This window comes from Ancrocorticia sp. (assembly GCF_052089425.1).
Taxonomy (GTDB): Bacteria; Actinomycetota; Actinomycetes; order Actinomycetales; family Actinomycetaceae; genus Ancrocorticia.
Genome location: NZ_JBQCZW010000024.1, coordinates 1 through 21,856, shown reverse-complemented (window position 1 = coordinate 21,856; position 21,856 = coordinate 1). Strand labels below are relative to the sequence as shown.

Annotated in this window: 17 protein-coding genes; 13 read left to right on the top strand and 4 right to left on the bottom strand. The window is 59.3% G+C overall.

The window, feature by feature from the left end; translation table 11 throughout:
* Positions 1-35 precede the first annotated feature (35 nt).
* Entirely contained in the window at positions 36-1,808 is a 1,773-nt protein-coding gene (gene leuA, locus ACTHV6_RS08545) for a 2-isopropylmalate synthase (RefSeq protein WP_441386914.1), read from the top strand.
* On the opposite strand, the gene ACTHV6_RS08540 is transcribed toward leuA, so the two are convergent.
* The gene (locus ACTHV6_RS08540) at positions 1,789-2,964 is read right to left on the bottom strand and encodes a glutamate--cysteine ligase (RefSeq protein ID WP_441386912.1); all 1,176 of its coding nucleotides are present in this window, start codon (positions 2,962-2,964) and stop codon (positions 1,789-1,791) included. The genes leuA and ACTHV6_RS08540 overlap by 20 nt on opposite strands.
* A gap of 1 nt (position 2,965) precedes the next feature.
* Positions 2,966-3,688 carry a glutamine amidotransferase-related protein gene (locus ACTHV6_RS08535; RefSeq protein WP_441386910.1) on the bottom strand — a complete coding sequence of 241 codons (723 nt, stop codon included), beginning with the start codon at positions 3,686-3,688 and terminating at the stop codon, positions 2,966-2,968.
* A gap of 110 nt (positions 3,689-3,798) precedes the next feature.
* Here ACTHV6_RS08535 and recO point away from each other — a divergent pair, with 110 nt between their 5' ends.
* The 3 genes from recO to hisD are packed head-to-tail and all read left to right on the top strand — an operon-like array spanning position 3,799 to position 6,750.
* Positions 3,799-4,542, top strand: a complete 744-nt coding sequence (recO, locus tag ACTHV6_RS08530) for a DNA repair protein RecO (RefSeq protein ID WP_441386908.1) — start codon at positions 3,799-3,801, stop codon at positions 4,540-4,542.
* A 25-nt stretch (positions 4,543-4,567) separates the two neighbouring features.
* Positions 4,568-5,377: an isoprenyl transferase gene (locus ACTHV6_RS08525; protein ID WP_441386906.1), complete on the top strand. Its 810-nt coding sequence runs from the start codon at positions 4,568-4,570 to the stop codon at positions 5,375-5,377.
* Between the two features lie 35 nt (positions 5,378-5,412).
* On the top strand, positions 5,413-6,750 hold the full coding sequence (hisD, locus tag ACTHV6_RS08520) for a histidinol dehydrogenase (protein ID WP_441386905.1): 1,338 nt from the start codon (positions 5,413-5,415) through the stop codon (positions 6,748-6,750).
* On the opposite strand, the gene ACTHV6_RS08515 is transcribed toward hisD, so the two are convergent.
* A complete protein-coding gene (locus ACTHV6_RS08515; RefSeq protein WP_441386904.1) occupies positions 6,733-7,467 on the bottom strand; it encodes a VIT1/CCC1 transporter family protein in 735 nt (244 codons plus the stop codon). The two genes, hisD and ACTHV6_RS08515, sit on opposite strands and share 18 nt — an antisense overlap.
* 230 nt (positions 7,468-7,697) lie before the next feature.
* Here ACTHV6_RS08515 and ACTHV6_RS08510 point away from each other — a divergent pair, with 230 nt between their 5' ends.
* Genes ACTHV6_RS08510 through ACTHV6_RS08480 form a run of 7 tightly spaced genes read left to right on the top strand, consistent with a single transcriptional unit; the run spans position 7,698 to position 13,075 of the window.
* Entirely contained in the window at positions 7,698-8,564 is an 867-nt protein-coding gene (locus ACTHV6_RS08510) for a universal stress protein (protein WP_441386903.1), read from the top strand.
* Between the two features lie 25 nt (positions 8,565-8,589).
* On the top strand, positions 8,590-9,693 hold the full coding sequence (locus tag ACTHV6_RS08505) for a histidinol-phosphate transaminase (protein ID WP_441386901.1): 1,104 nt from the start codon (positions 8,590-8,592) through the stop codon (positions 9,691-9,693).
* A complete protein-coding gene (gene hisB / locus ACTHV6_RS08500; protein ID WP_441386899.1) occupies positions 9,694-10,293 on the top strand; it encodes an imidazoleglycerol-phosphate dehydratase HisB in 600 nt (199 codons plus the stop codon).
* A gap of 2 nt (positions 10,294-10,295) precedes the next feature.
* Positions 10,296-10,934: a hypothetical protein gene (locus ACTHV6_RS08495; protein WP_441386897.1), complete on the top strand. Its 639-nt coding sequence runs from the start codon at positions 10,296-10,298 to the stop codon at positions 10,932-10,934.
* Positions 10,935-10,954: 20 nt separating this feature from the next.
* Positions 10,955-11,587: an imidazole glycerol phosphate synthase subunit HisH gene (gene hisH, locus ACTHV6_RS08490; protein WP_441386896.1), complete on the top strand. Its 633-nt coding sequence runs from the start codon at positions 10,955-10,957 to the stop codon at positions 11,585-11,587.
* Positions 11,588-11,597: 10 nt separating this feature from the next.
* The gene (gene priA / locus ACTHV6_RS08485; protein ID WP_441386894.1) at positions 11,598-12,338 is read left to right on the top strand and encodes a bifunctional 1-(5-phosphoribosyl)-5-((5-phosphoribosylamino)methylideneamino)imidazole-4-carboxamide isomerase/phosphoribosylanthranilate isomerase PriA; all 741 of its coding nucleotides are present in this window, start codon (positions 11,598-11,600) and stop codon (positions 12,336-12,338) included.
* Complete coding sequence (locus ACTHV6_RS08480; protein WP_441386893.1) at positions 12,338-13,075, top strand: SseB family protein; 738 nt, start codon at positions 12,338-12,340, stop codon at positions 13,073-13,075. Before priA ends, ACTHV6_RS08480 begins: the two co-directional genes overlap by 1 nt.
* Before the next feature lie 9 nt (positions 13,076-13,084).
* On the opposite strand, the gene ACTHV6_RS08475 is transcribed toward ACTHV6_RS08480, so the two are convergent.
* Positions 13,085-19,123 carry a GH92 family glycosyl hydrolase gene (locus tag ACTHV6_RS08475; protein WP_441386892.1) on the bottom strand — a complete coding sequence of 2,013 codons (6,039 nt, stop codon included), beginning with the start codon at positions 19,121-19,123 and terminating at the stop codon, positions 13,085-13,087.
* 132 nt (positions 19,124-19,255) lie between these two features.
* On the opposite strand from ACTHV6_RS08475, the gene ACTHV6_RS08470 reads away from it, so the two are divergent.
* Together ACTHV6_RS08470 and ACTHV6_RS08465 are read left to right on the top strand one after the other, a co-directional pair.
* The gene (locus ACTHV6_RS08470) at positions 19,256-20,269 is read left to right on the top strand and encodes a LacI family DNA-binding transcriptional regulator (protein WP_441386891.1); all 1,014 of its coding nucleotides are present in this window, start codon (positions 19,256-19,258) and stop codon (positions 20,267-20,269) included.
* Between the two features lie 59 nt (positions 20,270-20,328).
* The gene (locus ACTHV6_RS08465) at positions 20,329-21,342 is read left to right on the top strand and encodes a hypothetical protein (protein WP_441386889.1); all 1,014 of its coding nucleotides are present in this window, start codon (positions 20,329-20,331) and stop codon (positions 21,340-21,342) included.
* The last annotated feature ends 514 nt before the right edge of the window (positions 21,343-21,856 follow it).

Genomic DNA, 21,856 nt, shown 5'->3' with positions numbered 1-21,856 from the left:
GCTGTAGATGGCTAAACGATAAGAGGGAATTTTCAATGCGTACATCAGGATTTGCTAACCGCCAGCAGAACACAAGCATGCCGAATGGGAAGTACCGCCCGTTCCTCGAGACAAATGCCGTTGACCTGCCGGACCGCATGTGGCCCAACAACCGCATCACCAAGGCCCCCCGCTGGCTTTCAACGGACCTGCGTGATGGCAATCAGGCCCTTGTTGAACCCATGAACCCGAAGCAGAAGCGGGCGATGTTTGACCTGCTGGTGCGGCTGGGGATTAAGGAAATCGAAGTGGGCTTCCCGGCAGCGTCAGCCGCCGATTTCGATTTCTGCCGCAGCCTCGTGGCCGATAACGCGATCCCTGAGGACGTCACGATTTCAGTTCTCACACAGGCTCGCCCGGAGATCATTGAGAAGACGGTCAAGGCCGTGGATGGTATGCCACGAGCCACCGTCCATCTGTACAACGCCACGGCTCCGGTTTTCCGCCGGGTGGTCTTCCACAATGACAAGGAAGCAACCAAGCAGCTCGCGGTTGCTGGCGCTCAGGAAGTCTTGGCTGGGCTGGAGAAGCGCCTGTCAGAGGCTACTGTAGCTGGATTCGAGTATTCGCCAGAGATCTTTGTGGATACCGAACTCGATTACGCTCTCGAGGTATGCGAGTCCGTGATGGACGTGTGGCAGCCGGGACCAGATCGCGAGATCGTTATCAACCTTCCCACCACCGTGGAGCGTGCCACTCCCAACGTGTACGCAGATCAGATCGAATACATGAGCCGGAATCTCACCCGGCGTGAGCACGTGGCTCTTTCTGCTCACACCCACAATGATCGCGGCACCGGCTTGGCTTCTACCGAACTGGCGCTGTTGGCTGGGGTAGATCGGGTAGAGGGCTGCCTGTTCGGTCAGGGCGAGCGTACCGGCAACGTGGATCTGGTGACGTTGGCACTGAACCTGTTCAGCCAAGGCATTGATCCTCAACTGGATATCTCGGACATCGATCACATCGTGGAGGTGTACGAACAGTGCACATCGATGGTGGTTCCTGAGCGAACACCGTATTCCGGTAGCTTGGTTTACACGGCCTTCTCTGGTTCTCATCAGGATGCGATCAAGAAGGGGTTCGTGGATCGGGACGAACGTGTTGCTGCCGCCGGTGGCGATGAAAACGCCGTTCCCTGGGACGTTCCGTACCTGCCTCTGGATCCCAAGGATCTGGGGCGCAACTACGAGGCTGTTGTGCGTGTCAATTCTCAATCCGGCAAGGGTGGCGTTGCCTACCTCATGTCCTCCACGCGCCATTTGGATCTGCCGCGCCGCATGCAACTGGAGTTGGCGGGCTTGGTACAACGCTACACCGATCGTTTCGGTGGGGAAGTCACATCCGATCGCCTCTGGCAGATCTTTGTGGACGAATACCTGCCCTACAAGGAAGCTGAGGGATTGAGCCCGTGGGGTAAGTACCGGCTGATCTCCAGCACTCTCGTATCCGGCGAAGAAGGCTCGCATTCGGAGCTGAGCTCAATCCTGCGAGAGTACGGAGAGGGTGAGGAACAGACCGATCATGTCCTGAGTTCGGAGGGCAACGGCCCGATCGATGCTTTTGTGGGCGCGTTCGAGCAGGTTGGGCTGAACGTCAAGGTACTGGACTACGCCGAGCACGCCTTGAGCGCTGGCCACGATGCCACGGCAGCCGCCTACATCGAATGCGATGTCAACGGTCAGGTTCTGTGGGGATGCGGAATCGATCCTTCCACAGTCCGTGCTGGCTTCAAGGCGATCGTCTCAGCCATTAACCGGGCACTGAGGTAGATGAGCGCAGCCCATCCGGGCTGTTGCGAGTGGCCTCTGCGGCAAGCGGCCTTTCAGCGCGCATTTCCGCCCGCATGTGCTCCACCACGGCGTCAAGTGACCCGCCGTGGGCATCGCACACTGCGAGGAAGCGCTGATAGGCCGCTCCCGTTTCGAGAATATCGTGCACGCCCGCCAGCTCATCTAGGCAGCCGAGCCTAGCCGCAACGGGTTCTAGCGCGGTGACCGTTTCGCGGAGGGTATCGGCCACGTGCTCTTCGTTGCCGTGACGATCCTTGATCAGGACGGCATCCATCCCGTATCGGGCAGAGCGCCACTTGTTTTCGGCAACATACCAATCCGGCATTGTCGGGATCTCGCGGCCCGCATCCAATTCAGCGGCGTAGTGATCCACAAGGCAGTGAATAAGCGCAGCTACGGCGCGCAGTTCAAGAAGGTTCGGGCTGGCGTCCGCCACACGCACCTCGATGGTTCCCCAGCCGGGGGACGGGCGCACGTCCCAACGGACCTCGTTGAATTCTTCAATGGTGCGAGTTTTGATCAAATCATCGGTGTACTGCTCGAGTTCACGCCATTGATCGAACTGCCGGGGAGTGCCGGCGGTGGGCAGTTGCTGGAACACCATGGAACGATTGCTCGCGTAATTCGTGCGGTTGCCTGCCCAGAAGGGGGAGGAGGCCGATAGTGACTGGATGTGGTAGGCGCGGGTCAACAGCGCCTTAAGGATCGGGAGGACCTTATCGCGGCGGTCCAGGCCAACGTGCACGTGCGTCCCGAACAGAAGCATCTGGCGTCCCCAGTACTGCGTGCGATTGACCAGAGCGGCGTAGCGCGCGTTATTGGTGACCCGTTGGTACATCGGGTTGGCGAAGGGGTGGGATCCGGCAGCCACAATATCGATCCGTAGAGGATCGGTGGTTTTGCGTACTGATTCGCCACCCTCGCGTAGATCGCCTACGCACCCAGCCACTGTTCGATGTACTCCAGACGTGACTTCTACTGTGTTGAGAAGCATTTCCTTGTGAATGAATGGCTTACCCTCTAGCTGTTTAATAACAAACTCAGCGGCCTGACGCAGATCGTTCGAGTCCTGATCAACGAGTTGAAGCTCCCACTCGATGCCGATGGTGGACTGCTGTGACTGGGCGAATTCCATGTCATGCTCCGTACTTCTCGGTGAAATAGGTTATGAGACGTTGCTCGGTTTGAACAGCCTGGACGGCTGCGAGAACTGCAGGATGTTGCTCCTTGGTGAAGTAGACGCCAACGTAGTGCTCCACTCGAATCGCTATGCCATCCCGGTCAATTTCCGGGTGGTGCTGAGTACCGTAAATATTCTCCTTGATGCGGGCGATTTGAACGGGACAGCTGATTGATGAGGCCAAGACTTCCATATTTGGCGGAACACGTCCAACAGAATCCGTATGTGCAACGTATCCGAGGAACGAATCCGGGAGCTGACCCGTCAGCTGATCCTTGCGCCCGGCCTCCGTAAGGGAGATCTGCATGGGCTGCATATCCTCCGAATACTCAGGAGTGAGTGTGGCTCCAGCCGCCAAGGCTAGGGCCTGCAGACCGTAGCACAGGCCAAGTGTGGGGATATCTTCGCTCACCAACTCGCCGCATATCTGGCCAAGTTCCGATTCCACAAGTAGCTGTGTTTCGGATTTGCGACTGGGTGGGGTGAGGTAATCATAGGGTGAGCCGGAAATGAACACGCCGGAGTACCTGCTGACGTCAGGTATGGGCTGCGGGCCCTGAAGGAGATCGATGATCTCAAGATCCTGCTCGCGGAGGCGGCCGTATCGCAGGAGCGCGCTGACTTCGTCCGATTTGATCGGACTTGGGGGACGCGCCACCAGCAGCAGAAACGGTTTCATAGCGGAATATTAGCACGGCATTTAACTACAGGATTAGTAGGTATTACACTTTAAGCAAACCGTGCGGCTCGCCTCATTGAACGATCGCCCGAACGTGGAACAATGATCGCGTGAAACTGTACCGGGATGAGGCTGTTGTGCTGCGAACCCATGACTTGGGGGAGGCGGACCGCATCATCACGTTTTTGACGCGCCGGCACGGGCAGGTCCGTGGAGTTGCGAAGGGAATCCGCCGCACAAAATCGCGCTTCGGGGCGCGGCTGGAACCATTCGCCATGGTGGATGTGCAGTTCTACGAGGGCCGAACGCTCGATATCGTGACCGAGGTGTCCACGATCAATTCTTTTGCTGCCAAGATCGGCCGTGATTACGATTCATATACCTGCGCGAGCGCTATGGCTGAGGTGACCGATCGCCTGACCTCTCAGGAGGGGCTGCCGGACGAGGGCCAGTACCTGTTGCTCGCCGGCGGGCTAGGGGCCCTGGCCAGCAGCGCTCACTCTCCTGCTGCCACCTTGGATTCCTATATTCTTCGCTCGCTTGCGAACGCAGGCTGGGCCCTTGCTATTGCACACTGTGCGAACTGTGGCGCTCCCGGGCCCTTGGAACGCTTTGACGTGCGCGCCGGTGGGATGGTGTGTAATGACTGCGCTCCTCGCGGGGCCGCGCATTTGCATTCCGTGACCGTGGAGCTCCTCCAAGGACTACAAAATGGCAACTGGGACGTGGTGGACACCGCTGGTCCTACCGCTCAGCACGAGGCGTCCGGCGCTGTGACTGCCTATTTGCAATGGCACATCGAACGTAAGGTCAAATCTTTGGCCATGGTGGGCTCGCCACTCGTCCAGCTTTAGAAGCATTGAGTTCTAGGAAGTGAACATGCAACACCTTCAGCCGCCAGTGCTTAGCCGGGTCCCTTCTCATGTTGCCGTCGTGATGGATGGTAACGGACGATGGGCGAACGCCCGTGGCTTGCCTCGCACAGATGGACACCGCGCTGGCGAGGCCACGCTGATGGACGTGATTCAGGGAGCGTTGGAGATTGGCGTGCGCGAGCTGTCCGCATACGCATTCTCAACCGAGAACTGGAAGAGATCTCCGGCAGAGGTCCGCTACATCCTCGGGTTCTCCCGCAAGATTCTTCGCGAGCAGCGCGAGGAACTGAATGCGTGGGGCGTTCGTGTCCGGTGGGTAGGGCGCGAGGGGCGGCTGTGGAAATCAGTGCTTTCGGAGCTCCGAGCAGCGGAAGAGTTGACCAAGGATAACCGACGCCTCACTCTTAACCTGTGCATCAACTACGGCGGGAGAGCAGAGATCGCGGACGCCGCCGCTTCCATGGCTGCAGATATTGCTGCAGGCAGGCTCAAAGCGTCGAGTATCGGTGAGCAGACTGTCAACCGCTACTTGTACGCGCCTGACATGGCGGACGTGGACCTCTTCATTCGTACCGGAGGGGAACAGCGAACAAGCAACTTCCTCATGTGGGAATCGGCGTACGCGGAAATGTACTTCTCGGACCTTCTCTGGCCTGATTTCGATCGCCGCGAACTGTGGAGGGCATGCGAGGTGTACGCCTCCCGGGAGAGGCGATTCGGGGGAGCGATTGACAAGGTGGCGGGTCAAGGCACCGCTCCGCGCATCTACGCGCCCGAGGAGTACGAGGATCCGGGAGAGTTCCCGGACGGCTGAACTTCCCAGAAGGATGTGGCACTAGACTGGCAGGCATGTTGCAGAGAATTGACCTTCGTGGCGTAGCGATCTCGCGTTCAGTCTTGGCCGATAAGCTGCCGCGCGCAGCCTTCAACATCGAAAAGGCTCTGGAAGTTGTTGGTCCCCTGATCGACGATGTTCGTGAGCGAGGCGGGGCTGCGCTTCGGGATGCCTCGGAGAAGTTCGATAAGGTGCGGCCGGCCGCATTGCGCGTGCCTGCCGAAGAGCTCGAAAAGGCGGCGGGTTCACTTGATCCGGCACTTACCGAAGCGCTCAAGATCTCCATCGCTCACAACCGGGTTGGCCATACGGCTCAGTTGCCAGAAGAGAAGCTCACGGAGGTCATGTCCGGGGGCTTTGTGCGTCAGCGTTGGATCCCGGTTCAGCGGGTAGGCCTCTATGTCCCTGGTGGCTTGGCCGTGTATCCCTCTTCTGTCATCATGAACGCCGTTGCGGCTCAGGTTGCTGGAGTCAAGGAGATTGCTCTGGCGTCCCCTGCCCAAGCAGAATTCGGCGGCCTCCCGCACCCCACCATTCTCGCGGCATGTCACCTGCTGGGAATCACCGAGGTATATGCGGTCGGTGGAGCAAGCGCGATCGGCATGTTCGCCTATGGTGCCGCGGGGGAGCCTAACACAGCAGATCCTGAGGTCCTGTGTGAACCGGTGGATGTTGTCACAGGGCCGGGCAATATATACGTGGCGGCAGCCAAACGTCTAGTCCGCGGCACCGTGGGCATCGATGCAGAGGCCGGAACAACGGAAATCGCGGTGTTGGCGGACGATACGGCAAATCCCGAGCATGTGGCGGCAGATCTTCTCTCACAAGCGGAGCACGATCCCGCCGCGGCTTCGGTTCTCATCACAGATTCGGATGAATTCGCCAATCGTGTGGACGCTGCCCTTGAGCGCCGCGCGGGGGCAACCAAGCATCGCGAACGCGTACGGACAGCCCTGACTGGGCCTCAATCCGGAGTAGTTCTGGTTGATGATATGGATACCGGTGTACGTGTTGCCAACGCCTACGGTGCTGAGCACCTTGAGATCCAGACGGAAAAGGCACCACACCACGCTGGCCTGATTCACAACGCAGGTGCCATTTTTGTGGGACCGTACAACCCAGTTCCTCTTGGCGATTATATTGCGGGCTCTAACCACGTCCTACCCACGGGCGGAACTGCGGCATTCAACTCAGGGTTGAATGTCCACGCGTTCATCAAATCCGTTCAATCGATCGAATACTCCGCCGAGGCGATGGCGAAGGTATATCCCCATCTCCGCGTCATGGCGCTGGACGAGGACTTGCCGGCACACGCAGAAGCCTTGGAGGCCCGCCTAGAGGATGAGGCTTAGCCCCACGCCACTGAAGTAGGTCACTGCCATGGCCAGAAGGCCGCCGCATATGTTCCGGATGGTTGCACGCTTCTGATCGGCGCCGCCCAGAGCAGCGGAAGCTGAACCAGTGATCGCTAGGGCCACCGTCACAGCCGCCACGGTGGCGGGTACCGCGATAGCGGTGGGGCTGAGGATGATCGTCAGGAGTGGAATGATAGCTCCTGCAATGAAAGAGATCATCGAAGCGGCGGCCGCATGCCACGGATTGACAATCTCCTTGGGATCTATTCCCAGCTCCCACTGTGCATGGGCCGCGAGTGGTTCCTCTGCGGTGAGCTGTGTAGCCACATCGCGAGCCAGACTGGGATGGACGCCACTATGTTCGACGCGGCGTGCCAACGCATCGAGTTCGCCCTGAGGGTCGGTCTCTAGAAGAACCCGCTTCTTGTCCAGTGCCGCTTGCTCGGTATCGCGCTGGGTAGAGACGGAAACATATTCGCCCGCCGCCATCGAGAGGGCGCCTGCGATGGTACCGGCAACCCCTGCCGCCAGAAGGCTCTGCCCGGTGAGAGCCGCACCTGAAACACCCATGACGATCCCGGCCGTAGAGACGATTCCGTCATTGGCGCCAAGGACGCCTGCACGCAGCCAGTTCAGCTTGCTCTGGAGCGATGGTGTATCACCAGATGTGATGGCGTTTTCCTGCTGTTTTACCTCAGCCAACTGAGTGTACATGTTCCCTCCTTCGTTACCCTCACAGTAGGCATTAATCTGGAACTATTCCAGTTTGGGAATCCTTACATAAGGCGAGCCTTATAGAGCTCTCGCCACTTCGAAGGGGCGAGACTCCGCCATTTTGATGGCATCAATTGAGTGACCAGCACCACAAAAAGAACTAGACTGTGTGTGAGGGCCAGCGGGAACGATCTGGCAATCCAGGCACGCGGGCCCAAGAGGAGGCCATCATGGCTGACGTCTATCCGGTTGTTGCCGGGACCGACGGTTCTGTTCGTGCCGGGGCCGCTGTCACACAGGCCGCTGCGGAGGCCCAACGCCGCGATCTTCCCTTACGGCTTGTGTATGGGTTCGCCCCGCTGTATGGATACGCAGGCTTGGATCCCACACCGCCGCCCGATATTTTGGAGTCTTGTCAGGATGTGCTGGATGCAGAGCAAGAGCGCATCGAGAAGGCTTTTCCCGGATTAGCCGTCACAACGGAAGTTGCGGTGGCAGATCCCTCGGTGGCGCTGGTCAGTGAATCAAACAAGGCAACAATCGTCTATTTGGGGGCTCGTGGCCTAGGCGCCGTGCGGCGGCTTCTACTTGGCTCCGTTTCTTCCAAGGTGGCGGCTCATTCGAAGTGTCCAGTTGTGGTAGTTCGGGGCAACCCCGGAGATGCACGCGGCCCTGTCGTTGTGGGTATGGCGCCTGAAGGCGGATCCCAAGAGGCTGTTCAGTATGCATTTGAAGAAGCACGCAGGCGAGGAACATCCGTCCGGGTGATTCAGTCTCAACAGCATGCCGCCGCCAACTTTGACACGCTTCCTGAAACGGCCATGCGTTCGATGGTGGGTACGCGGATGCAGCAGGTTGCCGAACGCGGTCAGGAATCATTTGAGAAGGTAACCGAGGACTATCCGGACGTTGACGCAACGTTGGATCTGTCCATGTTGCACGCGGTGGATGCCCTGCTTGAAGCCTCGAATGACGCCTGCCTGACCGTGGTTGGTTCGCACGGCGCCGGGGCGATGGCAGCACAGCTTCTCGGATCCGTAACGCACGGTGTCCTGACCGGAGCTCCTGTGGTGGCGGTGATACCTAAGGACATCTAGAAAGCGCACGTATTAAGCTTGAGGGGTGAGTGTCCTTCCGTATCGCCCAGAGTTTGAGAACGAGCAACCCTACGGTGCTCCTCAGCTTGATGTGCCTGTATGCCTGAACGTCAATGAAAACCCGTATCCCCCAAGCGATGAACTAGCCCAAGATATCGCGGCCGCGGTGGCCGTTGCGGCGAAGGGTCTCAACCGCTACCCGGACCGCGATTTCATGGATCTGCGCGCCGAACTCGCTGCCTTTTTGGAAAGCGAATCCCACGTGCGCGTTGAACCGCGCAACATCTGGGCGGCCAACGGTTCCAACGAAGTCATGTTGCACGTGCTTCAAGCATTCGCCGGTCCTGGCCGAACAGTGGTTTCCTTTGCCCCCACATACTCCATGTATTCGGAGTATGCCCGTGACGTCTCCTCCACGTGGGTAGCAGGTTCGCGTACGGATTCCTTCGAACTGGATCTGGAGGAAGTCCGCGCGGTGCTTGAACGTGAGCGCCCCGCCGTCGTCCTCCTCACCAGTCCTAATAATCCAACCGGCACAGCGCTCCCACCCCATCAACTCATCCACATCCTCGAAATCGCCCGTGAAACCGGACCGCGATCCGGGCAGGCATCGCTCGTGGTGATTGACGAAGCCTACGCGGAGTTCCGCCGCGATGGCGTTCCTTCGGCCCTCGAACTGCTCAGTGATTACCCGCACATGGCCGTCTCGCGCACGATGTCCAAAGCATTCGGCGCTGCGGGTCTGCGGCTTGGCTACCTTGCGGCCAGCCGGGAGATCATCGATCAGCTCACCGTGGTGCGTTTGCCGTACCACCTATCTGCCCTCACTCAGGCTGCCGCGCGCGCCTGCCTTGCCCACAGCGGCGAGCTGGCCGATCAGATTGCCGCAATCCGCGCCGATCGCGACCAGATGGTCACAGACCTCCGCGCACTCGGCCTGAGGACCGTACCATCAGATTCGAACTTCATCATGTTCGGCACGTTCACCGATCGCCACGCCGTGTGGCAAGGCCTGCTGGATCGAGGCGTACTTATCCGTGAGGTCGGGCCAGATGGCTGGCTCCGCGTGTGCATCGGTACGCCACAGGAAAACGCCGCGTTCCTTGCGGCACTGAAGGAGGTTATCTAAATGGCACGTACGGCTCGCATCGAGCGATCAACATCCGAAAGCACGATTTCGCTGGCGATCGATCTGGACGGGACAGGGGAATCGACCATCGATACCGGGGTTCCGTTCTACGATCACATGCTGACCGCGCTCTCGCGCCACTCGCTCATCAATCTTGACGTGAAGGCGCGAGGAGACGTGGAGGTGGATGTCCACCACACCGTTGAGGACACGGCGATTTGTTTTGGCGAAGCCCTGCGCGAGGCGCTCGGCAACAAAGCGGGGATTCGCCGGTTTGGGGAAGCCACCGTCCCGCTGGACGAGGCGCTTGCCCGGGCGGTTGTGGACATTTCGGGGCGGCCATACCTTGTTCACGAAGGTGAGCCCGATGGGCAGCAATACCACCTCATCGGTGGCCACTTCACCGGTTCGATGACTAGGCACTGCTTCGAGGCAATCGCCTATCACGCTGGGATTTGCCTGCATGTGGATCTGATCCGTGGGCGCGATCCCCACCACATCGTCGAGGCGCAGTTCAAGGCGCTCGCGCGTGCATTGCGCGTAGCGGTGGAACCCGATCCGCGAGTTAGTGGCATCCCCTCAACAAAGGGTAGCCTGTAGCCATGGGCACCAAGATCAAGCGCTACGCAATCCTGACTCCCTTCGATAAACCCGAGGTGGTGGCAGGCATTGCCGCCTTGCAGAAACTGGACGTCCAAATTGTTGGCACGAAGTCCGGTGCGTTGGTGGTGCGCGAGCTTCCCGTTCCTCAGTATGACGAGTGGGACATCCGCAATATCCTCGGCCCGGATGATTCGGATCTGGAGGAACTGGGGGAGGATAGTCCCTCGGATAACGCGCCGGCTGTGGCGGCCTTCCTCTCGCGCCTGACCAAGTACGGTGTGGTGCTGATTGATGTGGATCTTGGTGAAGATACGGGCTTCGAAGCCGGGATTTCCGGTGTGGTGCGCGCGCGCAGGTTCATCGGCGGCGAATCCGGTGATGAGATTGGGGCTGGCCTGTTGCTCAACAGCCTCGATCCCGTGATTGAGCGCATCGTTTTGGGCGAGAAAACCGCCGATGATTACGGCGCCGTCCACTCGCTAGACGTCACCCCCGCGGAGATCGTCAAGAAGGCGCGGGAGGCGCAGGCGTCCCGTGCCTCCGAGAAGCCAACGAAACAGCACTTCTGGAACCGCAAGCCATCACAGTCTCCAGAACCGGATTCCCCAGAACCGGGCACCGAAGATCCGCAAGGGTAAACCCGGCTACAATTGCGTTCGTGAAAAAGATCGTTGTACTCGCAGCCGAAAGCGGTAACGTCCATTCGGTGGTTCGCGCACTCCATCACGTGGGAGCAGATGTGGAACTCACCGCTGATCCAGATGCGGTGATGGCCGCGGACGGCCTCGTGGTTCCCGGCGTTGGCGCTTTCGCCGCCGTGATGGACAAGCTGCGTGCCGTCAAGGCCGATCGCCTGATTGAGCGGCGCCTCGCGGGTGGGCGCGGCGTGCTGGGCATCTGTGTTGGCCTTCAGGTCATGTTCGAGCAGGGCACCGAATACGGCGTACACGAGGGCTTTGCCCAGTGGCCCGGCTCAGTAGATCTCTTGCCGGCCGCGATTGTTCCGCACATGGGATGGTCGCTGGTGGATGCGCCGGCCGATTCACAGCTCTTCAACTCCATTGCGGATGAGCGCTTCTATTTCGTGCATTCCTACGGGGTCCAGTCTGATCCGGCGGCGGCATTGCCGCGCCACCCACACATCGAACCACCGCTGGTTACCTTCGCTGAACACGGCGCCCGCTTCGTGGCCGCCGTGGAGAACGGCCCGCTCATGGCCACGCAGTTCCATCCGGAAAAGTCCGGAGATGCAGGAGCCCAGCTCCTGACCAATTGGATCGCCACGCTGTAAAGGATAGATCGTGAACACTCTGCCACCGCTTCAGCTTCTGCCTGCCGTTGACGTTGTCAATGGGCAAGCCGTCCGCCTCCTTCAGGGTGAGGCAGGCTCCGAGACCGCCTACGGTGATCCCGCCGAGGCAGCGGCAACTTGGGCGGATCATGGTGCTACGTGGATTCACCTGGTTGATCTAGACGCCGCCTTTGGCCGCGGCTCCAATCATGAGCTACTCGCGCGTATCGTCCGCGACGTGCCGGTTCGAATTGAGCTGACCGGCGGGATTCGTGACGATGCGAGCCTTCAGCGTGCCCTTGATGCGGGAGCTGCCCGGGTGAACATCGGCACCGCCGCACTGGAGAACCCGGAGTGGACGGCGAAGGTGATTGAGCGCTTTGGGGATCGTGTGGCCGTGGGCTTGGACGTCCGCGGCGAGGTGCTGGCAGGGCGTGGCTGGACCAGCGAAGGAGGGAACCTCTGGGAGGTTCTGCGCCAGCTGGAGGCGGCCGGCTGCTCTCGGTACGTGGTCACGGACGTGACGAAGGACGGAACCCTGACCGGGCCGAACACGCAGTTGCTTGAACGGGTTGCGAGGGAAGCGAACGCTCCCGTGGTAGCGTCCGGCGGGATTTCGTCCCTCGACGATCTGGCGGCGCTGCGCGAGTTGGTACCCGCGGGCGTGGATAGTGCGATCGTGGGCAAGGCCCTGTATGAAGGCGCGTTTACGTTGGCTCAGGCCATCGAGATTTCGGGGGAGCAGCGCTAGTGGATTTTGATCGTTTGCTTCGGCCCAATCCTTTTGCGAACGACGACGGATCGCTCCAGCCTCAAATGGCGGCTGCTCTTTCCCAGCAAGACCATGCAAAACGTCAAGAGAGCGTTGTGGCGGCCATTGGGACTGGCCGTTTGTTTCTAGCCGTGCTGCCGCATGCCCACCCCGGTGTTCAAGGCGACGGCGCAATCAAGGTTCATGACCCGGAAGGGACCCAGGAGGCCGCGCAGGAGGAAGCTGGCGCGCTCACCGTGGATGCCCCCGGCGGGCTCAAGGCGATGCCCGCGTTCACTTCCATGGCGGCGCTTTCAGCGTTTGATGCCCAGGCCAGGCCGATGCCTGTGGAGGGGCAGGCAGCCGCCGCTCAGGCGTTACTCAACACCGGAATCATCGCTCTAGACCCTACGGATGTCCACGGCACCGGCGCCACCTTTGTTGGGCGCACAGCAACGGTGAGCCTCGCGATGGATGAACCATGGTTTGCTCCATGGCTGGATCCATCGTTGTCCGAGAAGCTCAACGCCGCCGTTGCCCATCTACCAGAAGTACTTGGTATTAAAGTGTTGGCCGGAGCCCGTGGCCTTGTACGCCTCACGCTGCGAATGTCGGACTATGCAACGCAGGACCACGCCATGGCGGCCGCGCACAACCTCATCGAAGTCGCGCGCCACGACCAATACGTGGCATCGCGGCTCGATCTGCTTGAGGTAGTGCCAGTCCGCATGGCGTAGCCACAGGCGCTACTGACCAGCCTTTCGCTTGCGCACAGCCACGAGGACAACGCCGGCCGCGATCATGAGGATCGCCGCTACGATCAGCCCCGTCACCTGAGCACCAGTGAAGCTCAGATCATCACCGCTGCCACCGGATCCACCGCTGCCCTCACCGTCATCCCCGCCATCGCTGACCGTGATGATATGGATGGCGGCGCTGGCCTCCAGTTCAGAATCGCTACCGGTTGCCACAATCTGGTGTTCGCCAACACTTGTGTCAGCCGGAATGGTGACAACCTGCGCGAATCCGCCGTTGCCATCGACTGTGACCGTTGCCAGATCAACGGGGTCTGAATGCAGGACGAGTCCAACCTGTTCGTTTGCTCCGAAACCAGATCCTGTGACGGTCACGGATTCACCGGCCATCACCTCGATATCCGAGAGCAGAATCTGAGCATCCTCGGCCGTTGCCTCCTTAACCGTCACGATGATGGCCGCGGAGGTGGAGTTGGTGTATTCGCCGTCGTCGTCGGAAATAAACTCCGCAACGATCCCGTGTTCACCACTGGAGGCGAAACTGACGTCGATAGAAGCGGTGCCACCGGCAACGGGCGAGGTCCCTAGCAGGTGACCGTTTTCAACGAAACGAACAAGTCCCTCGGCCTCGGCTGGTGCAACCGTTGCCGTCAACTGGACGGATTCGCCGATCTCCGGGCTTGTTGGAGCGGCGGCGAGCGACGTACTGGTTTCGGTGGCCGCCGGGGGAGCCTCCGTGATGGACACGGTCACGCTGGCTGGAACCTGCGATTGCGCGCCAAGAGCCGTGATGACCCAGCCGCCCGGTGCTGCATCGTCCGGGATCTTGATGCTTGTGCTCACCGTACCGTCCTCATGTGCGCTCACGGTTTCCACGGTATCGCCGCTCGTGACCTCCACGTCCTCACCGGGCTTGAACCCGCTACCAGTGATGGTGATCGTATCCCCGGCACTGGCTGTGTCAGGTTCCGCGCTGAGGGTGGGTTCGTATGCAGCCGTCTCAGTAACGGTGATCGTGACCTGTGTGGCCACTGACTTCACTCCATCATCAACGGTCACCACGGCGGTGTATTCGCCAGCCTCAGCGTAGGTATGGGCAGCTGAGATCGCGCCGTCCACTACCTCGGCCTCCTCCGTTGCGCTGGCATCATTCCAGTTGACGGTGGCGGTTAGCTCAGCATCGGGCGCTCCGCCCGTGACCGTGGCGAGCGTTTCGGAAAGCTCCGAACCCTCCTCAACGGTCAGGCCCTCGGCGGGCGTCACCTCGAGATCCTGAGATGCCGCACGATCACCATCGGAAGCGATGGCGAAAATGTGTGCACGGCCTTCACTTGCCAAAGAACCTTCGTCCTGAGGAAGCGTGAGGCTCAGGGCCACCTTGGGAGCACCCGAATCATCGGTATCCAGCGGTAGTGGAGCTGTGGCGTATACCGCGGCGTTTTTGACGGTGGATTCGGGGCTGGTGCCGGAATATCGGCCTTCAGACATTCCAACAATCGAGTTCTCGAAGCTGGGATTGCCGGAGGCACCCACCCAATCACCAAACTGGATCGGGACGTCCTGAGTGGAGCCATCGGTGAATTCGAGGCTTGCCACGAGATCCTTTTCGTTCTCAGTGGCGGCTCCGATCAGGGAGAGCTGAGTTGCGCCCTCGCCCAGATTTACGTTGAAGGTTTGGCCCTCAGTGGTGATGTTGTCCGGCTGCTCAGGAACGAATTCCGGCAGGTCGAAGCTCAGCTCCGTGTCCGCCAACGCAATGGTCTCACCCTGCGTGAAGTCCGTGTCCGCCAACTTATCGCGCATATAGCCGTAGCCTTGCCCGTCACAACTGGCGGGATAGGTGGAATCGGCAATACACGTATTGTTGAACAGCCCAACAAACGTGTTATCACGGGAGATATCGATGGACGTGGTGGCCGAAACCGCCCCGCCATCTGAATCCGTTGCCGTGATGGTGGCGGTGTACGTACCCGCCTTCTCGTAGGTGTGTGGGGCGCTGATGTCATATCCTCCCAGAGCGTTCTGGCTCAGCGTGGCTTCGGCGGGCTGCGAACCGTCGCCTGCCGATACCGTGGCTTCGTAGCTCTCCGCGCTTCCCACGAGCGTGGCAAGGGTGGCATCCACTTCTTCGCCAACCGTTCCGGTGACTCCCTCAACGGGGGTCAGGATGAGATCGGTGGATTCGCCCGCCCCTCCGAACAGCTCGATTTCCGCGAGGGCGAGGTTTTCACCCTCCGTACCCGTCACATCCAGCTTGTAGGAGGTGAAGGCGGATGCCGAATCCACGGCGAAGGGCCGCGTCTGGGTGCCGAATGGGAAAGTCTGGCCTTCGCGTTCGTCCAGTGCCGTCCACGTTTGACCGTTATCGATCGAACCTGACAGCGTCCAGCCAGATGGCGCTCCACTTCCTGCCAGCGCCGTTAATGTATAGCGATCGATGGCAACTGGGCCGGAGTTTGATTTCCAGACGATTGATGCCGTATCGGAATCGAACGTCGTAGCCGAGCGCATGGAGTTATCGGTAAGGGACGTCAGGCTTCCCGAATCAACCGCAGTATCGCCTTCTGTGGACACCACACCGTAGGTGGTGACGTCCAGTGCAGGTTCTGGAACCTTCAGATCTTCAGTCAGATCCTTTGCGCCCCATGAGGAGGGCTCGGCGCTCATCGTGTAGGTGAGTGTCCCGCCTTCACGTATGAGATCGCCATCGAACGTTGTGGTCCCGACGGATTGGCCGTTGATGTCCACGCCGGCCACGTAGTTCTTTCCGGCCGAGGCACCTTCAGCGTTCACGACGAGAGACTTATCCCCGAAGTTGACGGTGGCCGAATCGAACATGGGCGAACCCACGGTGTAGTCACCCGAACCGACGGCCAACGGATAGAAGCCAAGTGCCGAGAACACGTACCACGCGGAAAACTCTCCGTTGTCCTCATCGCCCGGATAGCCCTGCCCGATGTCCGAGCCAACGAACAGCTTGTCCTGAATATCGGACACGAGTTTCTGGGAGCCAGAGGCATCGCCCGCCTCACCCAGCACGTAGGGGATGTGGTGGGCAACCTGATTGCTCATGCCCAGCATGCCCATACGGACGTCGCGCGCCTCGCGTGCCTCGTGGATGGACGAGTATGCAGCCTCCTCCGGTTCTGCAAGGAACTCGTAGATGTTATCGATCAGGCCTTGGCGGCCCCCATACAGGGATGCCAAACCGTCCACATCGTGGGGAGCGTGGTATCCGAACGTCCACGCGCTGGCCTCAGTGAAGGCGTGTCCCCATTCCTTCTTATCGAAGTCCGCGCCATCGTCCCAGCTGCCGTCAGCATTGCGGGAGGTAAATGTGTTGGCCTCCTCATTGAACATGTTGACGTAATCTTCGCTGCGAACCTTGAAGTATTCGGCTTCTTCCTTTAACTGATCCACGCGTTCTGCAGGTGTGTCCGGATCTTCAGCTAAGGCGCCCGCCATTTCGGCGATGCCAAAATCGTTGATGAATCCTTCAAGGCCCCACGAAGCACTTTGGCCCGTACTGTCTGGCGTGTAACCGAGGAAGATCCCCGTATCGAGGCCCTTGCGGCCAACCCCTGCCGAGGCCGGAAGAGTTGTCGCATTCTTGACGGCCGCATCGTAGGCATCGAGTGCCTTCTCGTTGGAAAGTGTTCCGGCCATGTAGGCCTCTGCGAACGCAACATCGGAGCTGGTGCCCGTCATAAGATCGGCGTATCCGGGGGAGGACCATCTGGCCACCCACCCGCCATCGCGGTATTGCTGGACGAAGCCGTCCACCAATTCTTCCGCGAGGTCCGGATAGAACATAGCGATTGCCGGCCACTCGGTGCGGTAGGTATCCCAGAAACCGTTGTTGACATAGACCTTGCCGTCCACGATCTTGGCGTTGGTGGTGGTGTCCGTTGCCTCGCCCGATGTTGGTGATACAGGGCTAGCGTATTTGTACACAGGTGAATCGGCCGTGCCCGTGTTCTCGAATTGAGAGTTCGGGTAGAGATTCATGCGATAAAGGCCGGAATAGAGATTAACCAGCTGCTCATCTGTGGCGCCCTTGACGTCAGTGATCGCACCCAAGCGATCATCCCAGGCAGCTTTCACATCGGACTGAACGTCATCAAAGCTGCGCCCATCCAGCTCGAAGCTGTAGTTCTTCTTCGCTTGATCACTGGAGATGAACGATGTGGCAACTCGCAACTCCACGGTTTTGTCCGAGGAAGTATCGAATGCCGCGTAACGGGCATCCGCGCGGTTGCCGCTTGACGGAGTGCCCGCCGTAGTGGGTGAAGCGTCAAACTGTCCGTATACAAACATGCGCGTGCGGCCTGGGTAGCCCGAACCGCCATGGATCCATCCGGATACCACACCGTCATCGCTCACAGAGAGCTTGGCATCGCCGGTCACCTTATCCACCAGCACGCTGCCCTCGTCACCGGGGAAGGTAAAGGAGAAGACTCCACCGTGATCAGTTGGCGTTACGGCTGTTTCAATTCCATTTTGGAACTGGACGGAGTACACATCGGGCCGCGCCACTTCATCTTCGTGCGTGAAGGCCAGCCTTCGATCAGTCAGGTTGGATGTTGGGGAAGAGCCGGCCGCCGGCATGAAGGCGAGTTGGTTACGGTCGCCCATCCAGATTGACGGTTCGTGCGAGAACCCGATGCCATTGAGGGTGGGAAGGTTCTCCGCGTTGTTCGCCGCCTGATACTGGTAAAGACTGCTCGTAGAATCCGCGTTGGTCATCGGGGTAATGAAGTTAAACCCATTCGGCCATGCTGCGGCAGGGAAGTTGTTGCCGCGGGAGAAGCCACCGGAGGAGTTCGTCCCGCGCCGGGTATCCACGTAAGAGATGAGGCCGTCGCTCGTATCGAGCGCCTCAGCCGGCGCCAGTGCCACATCGTCCACAAAGCCGCGGAATACTGTCCCGCCTGCCGCTTCTGGCATGTTGTAGCTGAACAAGATCTTCTCAATCGTCTGGCCTTCAAGGCCGCTGAGATCCACCTTGATGGAGTTCCACTGATCCGGCCATAGCGCATTGGAACTTCCCTGAGCCGCCGCGTTCGCTGCGAATCCGTTCTGATCGTTCAATCCCGTATCGGAGAGTCGCGTTCCGTCCGCGAGCAGCAGATCGATGGATGCATATGTGGAGGCGTAGGTCAGGTCAGAATCCAGCACCGGAAAGATCTTGTAGCTCAGTTCAAGGCCCTCGGTGATATCCACGTTGACGTCGTACACCTCATTAGTGGATGAAGCGCTGCCGTTCTCAAGAATCCTGCCGCCGTATTCCAGAGACTTCAGGCCGGTGAAGCCCACACCAGTCTTCGCGGTGTATGAGCTTGATGGCCCAGTGCCCTGCTTGGATGCCATCGGGCTGACAACATCTTCACGCGAGGCGTCAAGGAGATCCCAGTCCGCCAACTGAGTCAACGATTCGCCATTGTTTGCCGTGATATCCAGCTTGTAATGGGCGTAGGCGTCCGAGGGAGCCTCGAGCTCATATGTTTTCGTCTCGTGCCGGGATCCGAACGATTGCCCCTTCTGGGTATCGATCGTCTCCCACTCTTCGCCGTCCTGAGAACCGAGAATCTCGAAGTCCTTGGGATCGCGGCCCGCGGCATCGTTAGCTGACGTCAGGCTGTATGACGTGATGGCCGCAGGCGTGGTCAGCTCGTACTGCGCCCAAGCCGTTGATTCGCGTACTAGCCACTTGCTTTGAGGGTTGGCATCGGCCAGAGAGCTCGCTAGCTCATTCGGTGGATTCTCACCAGAAGCCGTTACGTCGGCTACGTCGGACAGTAGACTTCCGGGTTGGCTCGCTTGTCCGGTGATATTAGTGAGTTCATCACCGTACGTGGTTGATACGGCTACGTTGGGATCATCGCTTTCGAACGACGACGAGAAGCTGTCCTCACCCTCTGGTGCAGCCAGCGCGGTGGGAGCAAGCGTCAAGGCGAGTGTGCCGGCAGCGAAGGCTGCGGCGGTCCGTCTGCCTACTCGGCGCGAATATGTGCTTGATGGAGGTGTCATAGCGTGGTGGTCTCCTTCGGCCAGGAATATGACGACGTTCGTTTCGTGCGTATGACAACGCTGTCACGAATAGTGATGAGTCTAGCATCCCACTTTCGTTCCTCATAGTGCGTTTTCACAGATAATGGGGGAATGGGACTGAAAAGCGTGACGTTAGCGCAGGTGGCTGAGGCATCCGGCGTTAGCTTGAAAACGGCCTCGCGCGTGCTCGCGGGTGAGCCAAACGTCGCACCGAAAACTCGGGAGCGCGTTCTGGGCGTGGCTCGATCCCTCGGATATCGCCGCAACGCTGCCGCAAGCCTGCTAGCAAGTGGTCAGCAAGCTGAGGTCATTACCGTCATCACCGGCGATATTACGAATCCCTTTTATGCGAGTATCGCGCAGGGACTTGAGGAGAGGACTAGGGAGCGCCGTATGATCCTCAACCTCTCTAGTTCAAACGAAAATGTTGAAACTGAATGGGAACTGGCAACCTCTGCTGCTCGCCTGCGGTCGCGCGCTCTGATTGTTGTATCGGCCATGGAGGATCATTCACGTTATCTCGACCTCCTACGCACGGGAATGACCGTCGTTTTTGTGGATCGGGAGGCTCGCGGAATCGAGGCAGATTCGGTGGTGCTGGATGATGAGGCCGGCGGGAAGATGGCTGCCGCTCACTTGCTGGGGTTTGGACACGAACGTATTGCCTACATTGGTGATTACGAATGGCTGCCCACTCAACAGGGGCGTCTAGCGGGGTATACGCAGGCGATGGAGCAGGCTGGTGCTCATGGATGGCAGGAGCTCGTCCGCACAGGCGCCCATGATGTTGAAAGTGCCAGGAAAGTGGCCGGAGCATTGGTTGAACGCGAAGATTCTCCAACGGCCTTTATCGGCGGGAACAATCGATCCGCTCTGGCGATCCTTCAGGAACTGCGCCTGCGTTATCCCGCTGCGGTGCGTCCAGCACTCATAGGTTTCGATGATGTCGAATGGGCGAGCGTTCTTGGCATGTCCGTCATCTCGTCCGATCCGGTGGAGGTGGGCCGTCAAGCGGCAGATCTTGCCATCGCACGAATCGAAGATCCTAGCCGTGACGCGCAGATCGTGCGCTTGCCCATGACGCTGACTGCTAGGGGTTCGGGTGAGCGCGCGCCATTTAGCTGACGGGAGGCGTTCCTGATCTATTCTTAACGTAACAATGGCGTTGACAGAGGATGGTCTCGATGAAGGCTCAGTTGATGGGCGCAGTGATTGCGCTGAGTTTGGCCGCAATGGTGCTAGCGGGATGCAGTGACGATTCGCCCGGCGAAGCGACGCCGAGTGCTGAGGACGCTGGAGCGGATCTGAGCGGAATTGATCTGACCGCCGATGTAGATCCAGAAGCTGGAACAGTTATTTTGCCGATCGGCCGCTTCATGCCGACGCCGGATGAGAATGCCACAGTCTCGATCGCCCGTGAAACGGCGGTGACGGTGTGTGCAAGAGATAAGGGTGTTGCATGGCCGCGGGTCGAGAAGTGGAACCCTGATCCCACGGCGGAGATGTATGCCCTATACGGGCCGTGGACCCAAGAGATAGCTGAGAAGTTCGCCTTTGCTGGGCCTCAGAGCGATGACAGTCTGATTCGAAACATGATCGTCGAACCGCCAGCAGGTTATGAGTACCCAGATCAGTCTGTGTATGACGATGGGCTGACGTATGAGGTCCGGGATGAGGCGATGGGAAGCTGTATACAGACTGACGATGTTCAGCAATTCGAGCCCGGAGTGATTGATAACAGCGGGCCATGGGATGAAGAGATCTGGCAAGCCGAAGAGGCAGCGTTGCTCGCGCCCGATGCCAAGGAAGCCTTTAGAGATCTGAAGGTGTGTTACGCCGATGCAGGATTGACCTACGATGAGCAACGCCCCGGCTTCGTTGAGGGTGTAAAAACGGAGCCAGATCAGGTTGAATCAAGCATGGTTATGGGTGGTGTCGAAGGCACGGTGTCAGAGCCGATTCCGGGTACGGTCATTACCGAGGAGCAGGTGGCGATGGCGTTGAAGGTGGCTGAATGTCAGCAGTCAACGGACTTTACGAATCGTATTGCTGATATCTATGTGTTGGCGCAGGCGCCCGTGATTGAGAAGTATGCTGTCGAGCTGACGGACGGCCGCGAAAAGATTGATGCGCTGATCGAGGATGCCACGGCCTACATGGCCGCACACCCGGAAGCCTTCGAAGATCCCACCCAATAGGTTCCGGTCACTGGTGGCTGTGGAAAAACCGTGCAGGGCTTCAGGGGACTGGATAATGTGACAATGCCTCTACGGCACACCCCACGAACACTGCTCTGTAATCGTCGTGGAGGATGTACCGCGAGAGGAGGTTACCATGGGCAAGCCACAAGGCGGGCTTTCGGGGAAGCAAAAGACCCGGATATGGTGCGCAGCGATTACCAACGCCGCACCGATAATCCGGGCCCTTGCTGCTCTGCTAGCAGTTCTCGTCCTCATTGGATGAGAACACCCTAGTAACCAGGGGAGTCAGCTAGCTGGAACTAACTGGCTCCCCGCTAGTATCCCACTCTTTTCAGGTTGGGCGCTAGGCCTTGTCGGCGATTAGTGGCGTCAATATAGGTGCCGATGCTGCAAGACGTGGCGTGCGTGAGTAGCTCACTGATTTGAAAATCCCAGAAGCCTTCGAAAACGCCGCCTCTAGTTCCGTCTGTTGAGGTTGGGTGTGATGGGTGGTGCTGTGGAGTGGTAGTGG

Coding starts and splice junctions, on each gene's coding strand:
- ACTHV6_RS08515 (WP_441386904.1), bottom strand. CDS start 7,467: ATGTACACTCAGTTGGCTGAGGTAAAACAGCAGGAAAACGCCATCACA.
- ACTHV6_RS08535 (WP_441386910.1), bottom strand. CDS start 3,688: ATGAAACCGTTTCTGCTGCTGGTGGCGCGTCCCCCAAGTCCGATCAAA.
- hisD (WP_441386905.1), top strand. CDS start 5,413: ATGTTGCAGAGAATTGACCTTCGTGGCGTAGCGATCTCGCGTTCAGTC.
- ACTHV6_RS08540 (WP_441386912.1), bottom strand. CDS start 2,964: ATGGAATTCGCCCAGTCACAGCAGTCCACCATCGGCATCGAGTGGGAG.
- ACTHV6_RS08510 (WP_441386903.1), top strand. CDS start 7,698: ATGGCTGACGTCTATCCGGTTGTTGCCGGGACCGACGGTTCTGTTCGT.
- ACTHV6_RS08470 (WP_441386891.1), top strand. CDS start 19,256: ATGGGACTGAAAAGCGTGACGTTAGCGCAGGTGGCTGAGGCATCCGGC.
- leuA (WP_441386914.1), top strand. CDS start 36: ATGCGTACATCAGGATTTGCTAACCGCCAGCAGAACACAAGCATGCCG.
- hisB (WP_441386899.1), top strand. CDS start 9,694: ATGGCACGTACGGCTCGCATCGAGCGATCAACATCCGAAAGCACGATT.
- ACTHV6_RS08525 (WP_441386906.1), top strand. CDS start 4,568: ATGCAACACCTTCAGCCGCCAGTGCTTAGCCGGGTCCCTTCTCATGTT.
- ACTHV6_RS08465 (WP_441386889.1), top strand. CDS start 20,329: ATGAAGGCTCAGTTGATGGGCGCAGTGATTGCGCTGAGTTTGGCCGCA.
- ACTHV6_RS08495 (WP_441386897.1), top strand. CDS start 10,296: ATGGGCACCAAGATCAAGCGCTACGCAATCCTGACTCCCTTCGATAAA.
- ACTHV6_RS08475 (WP_441386892.1), bottom strand. CDS start 19,123: ATGACACCTCCATCAAGCACATATTCGCGCCGAGTAGGCAGACGGACC.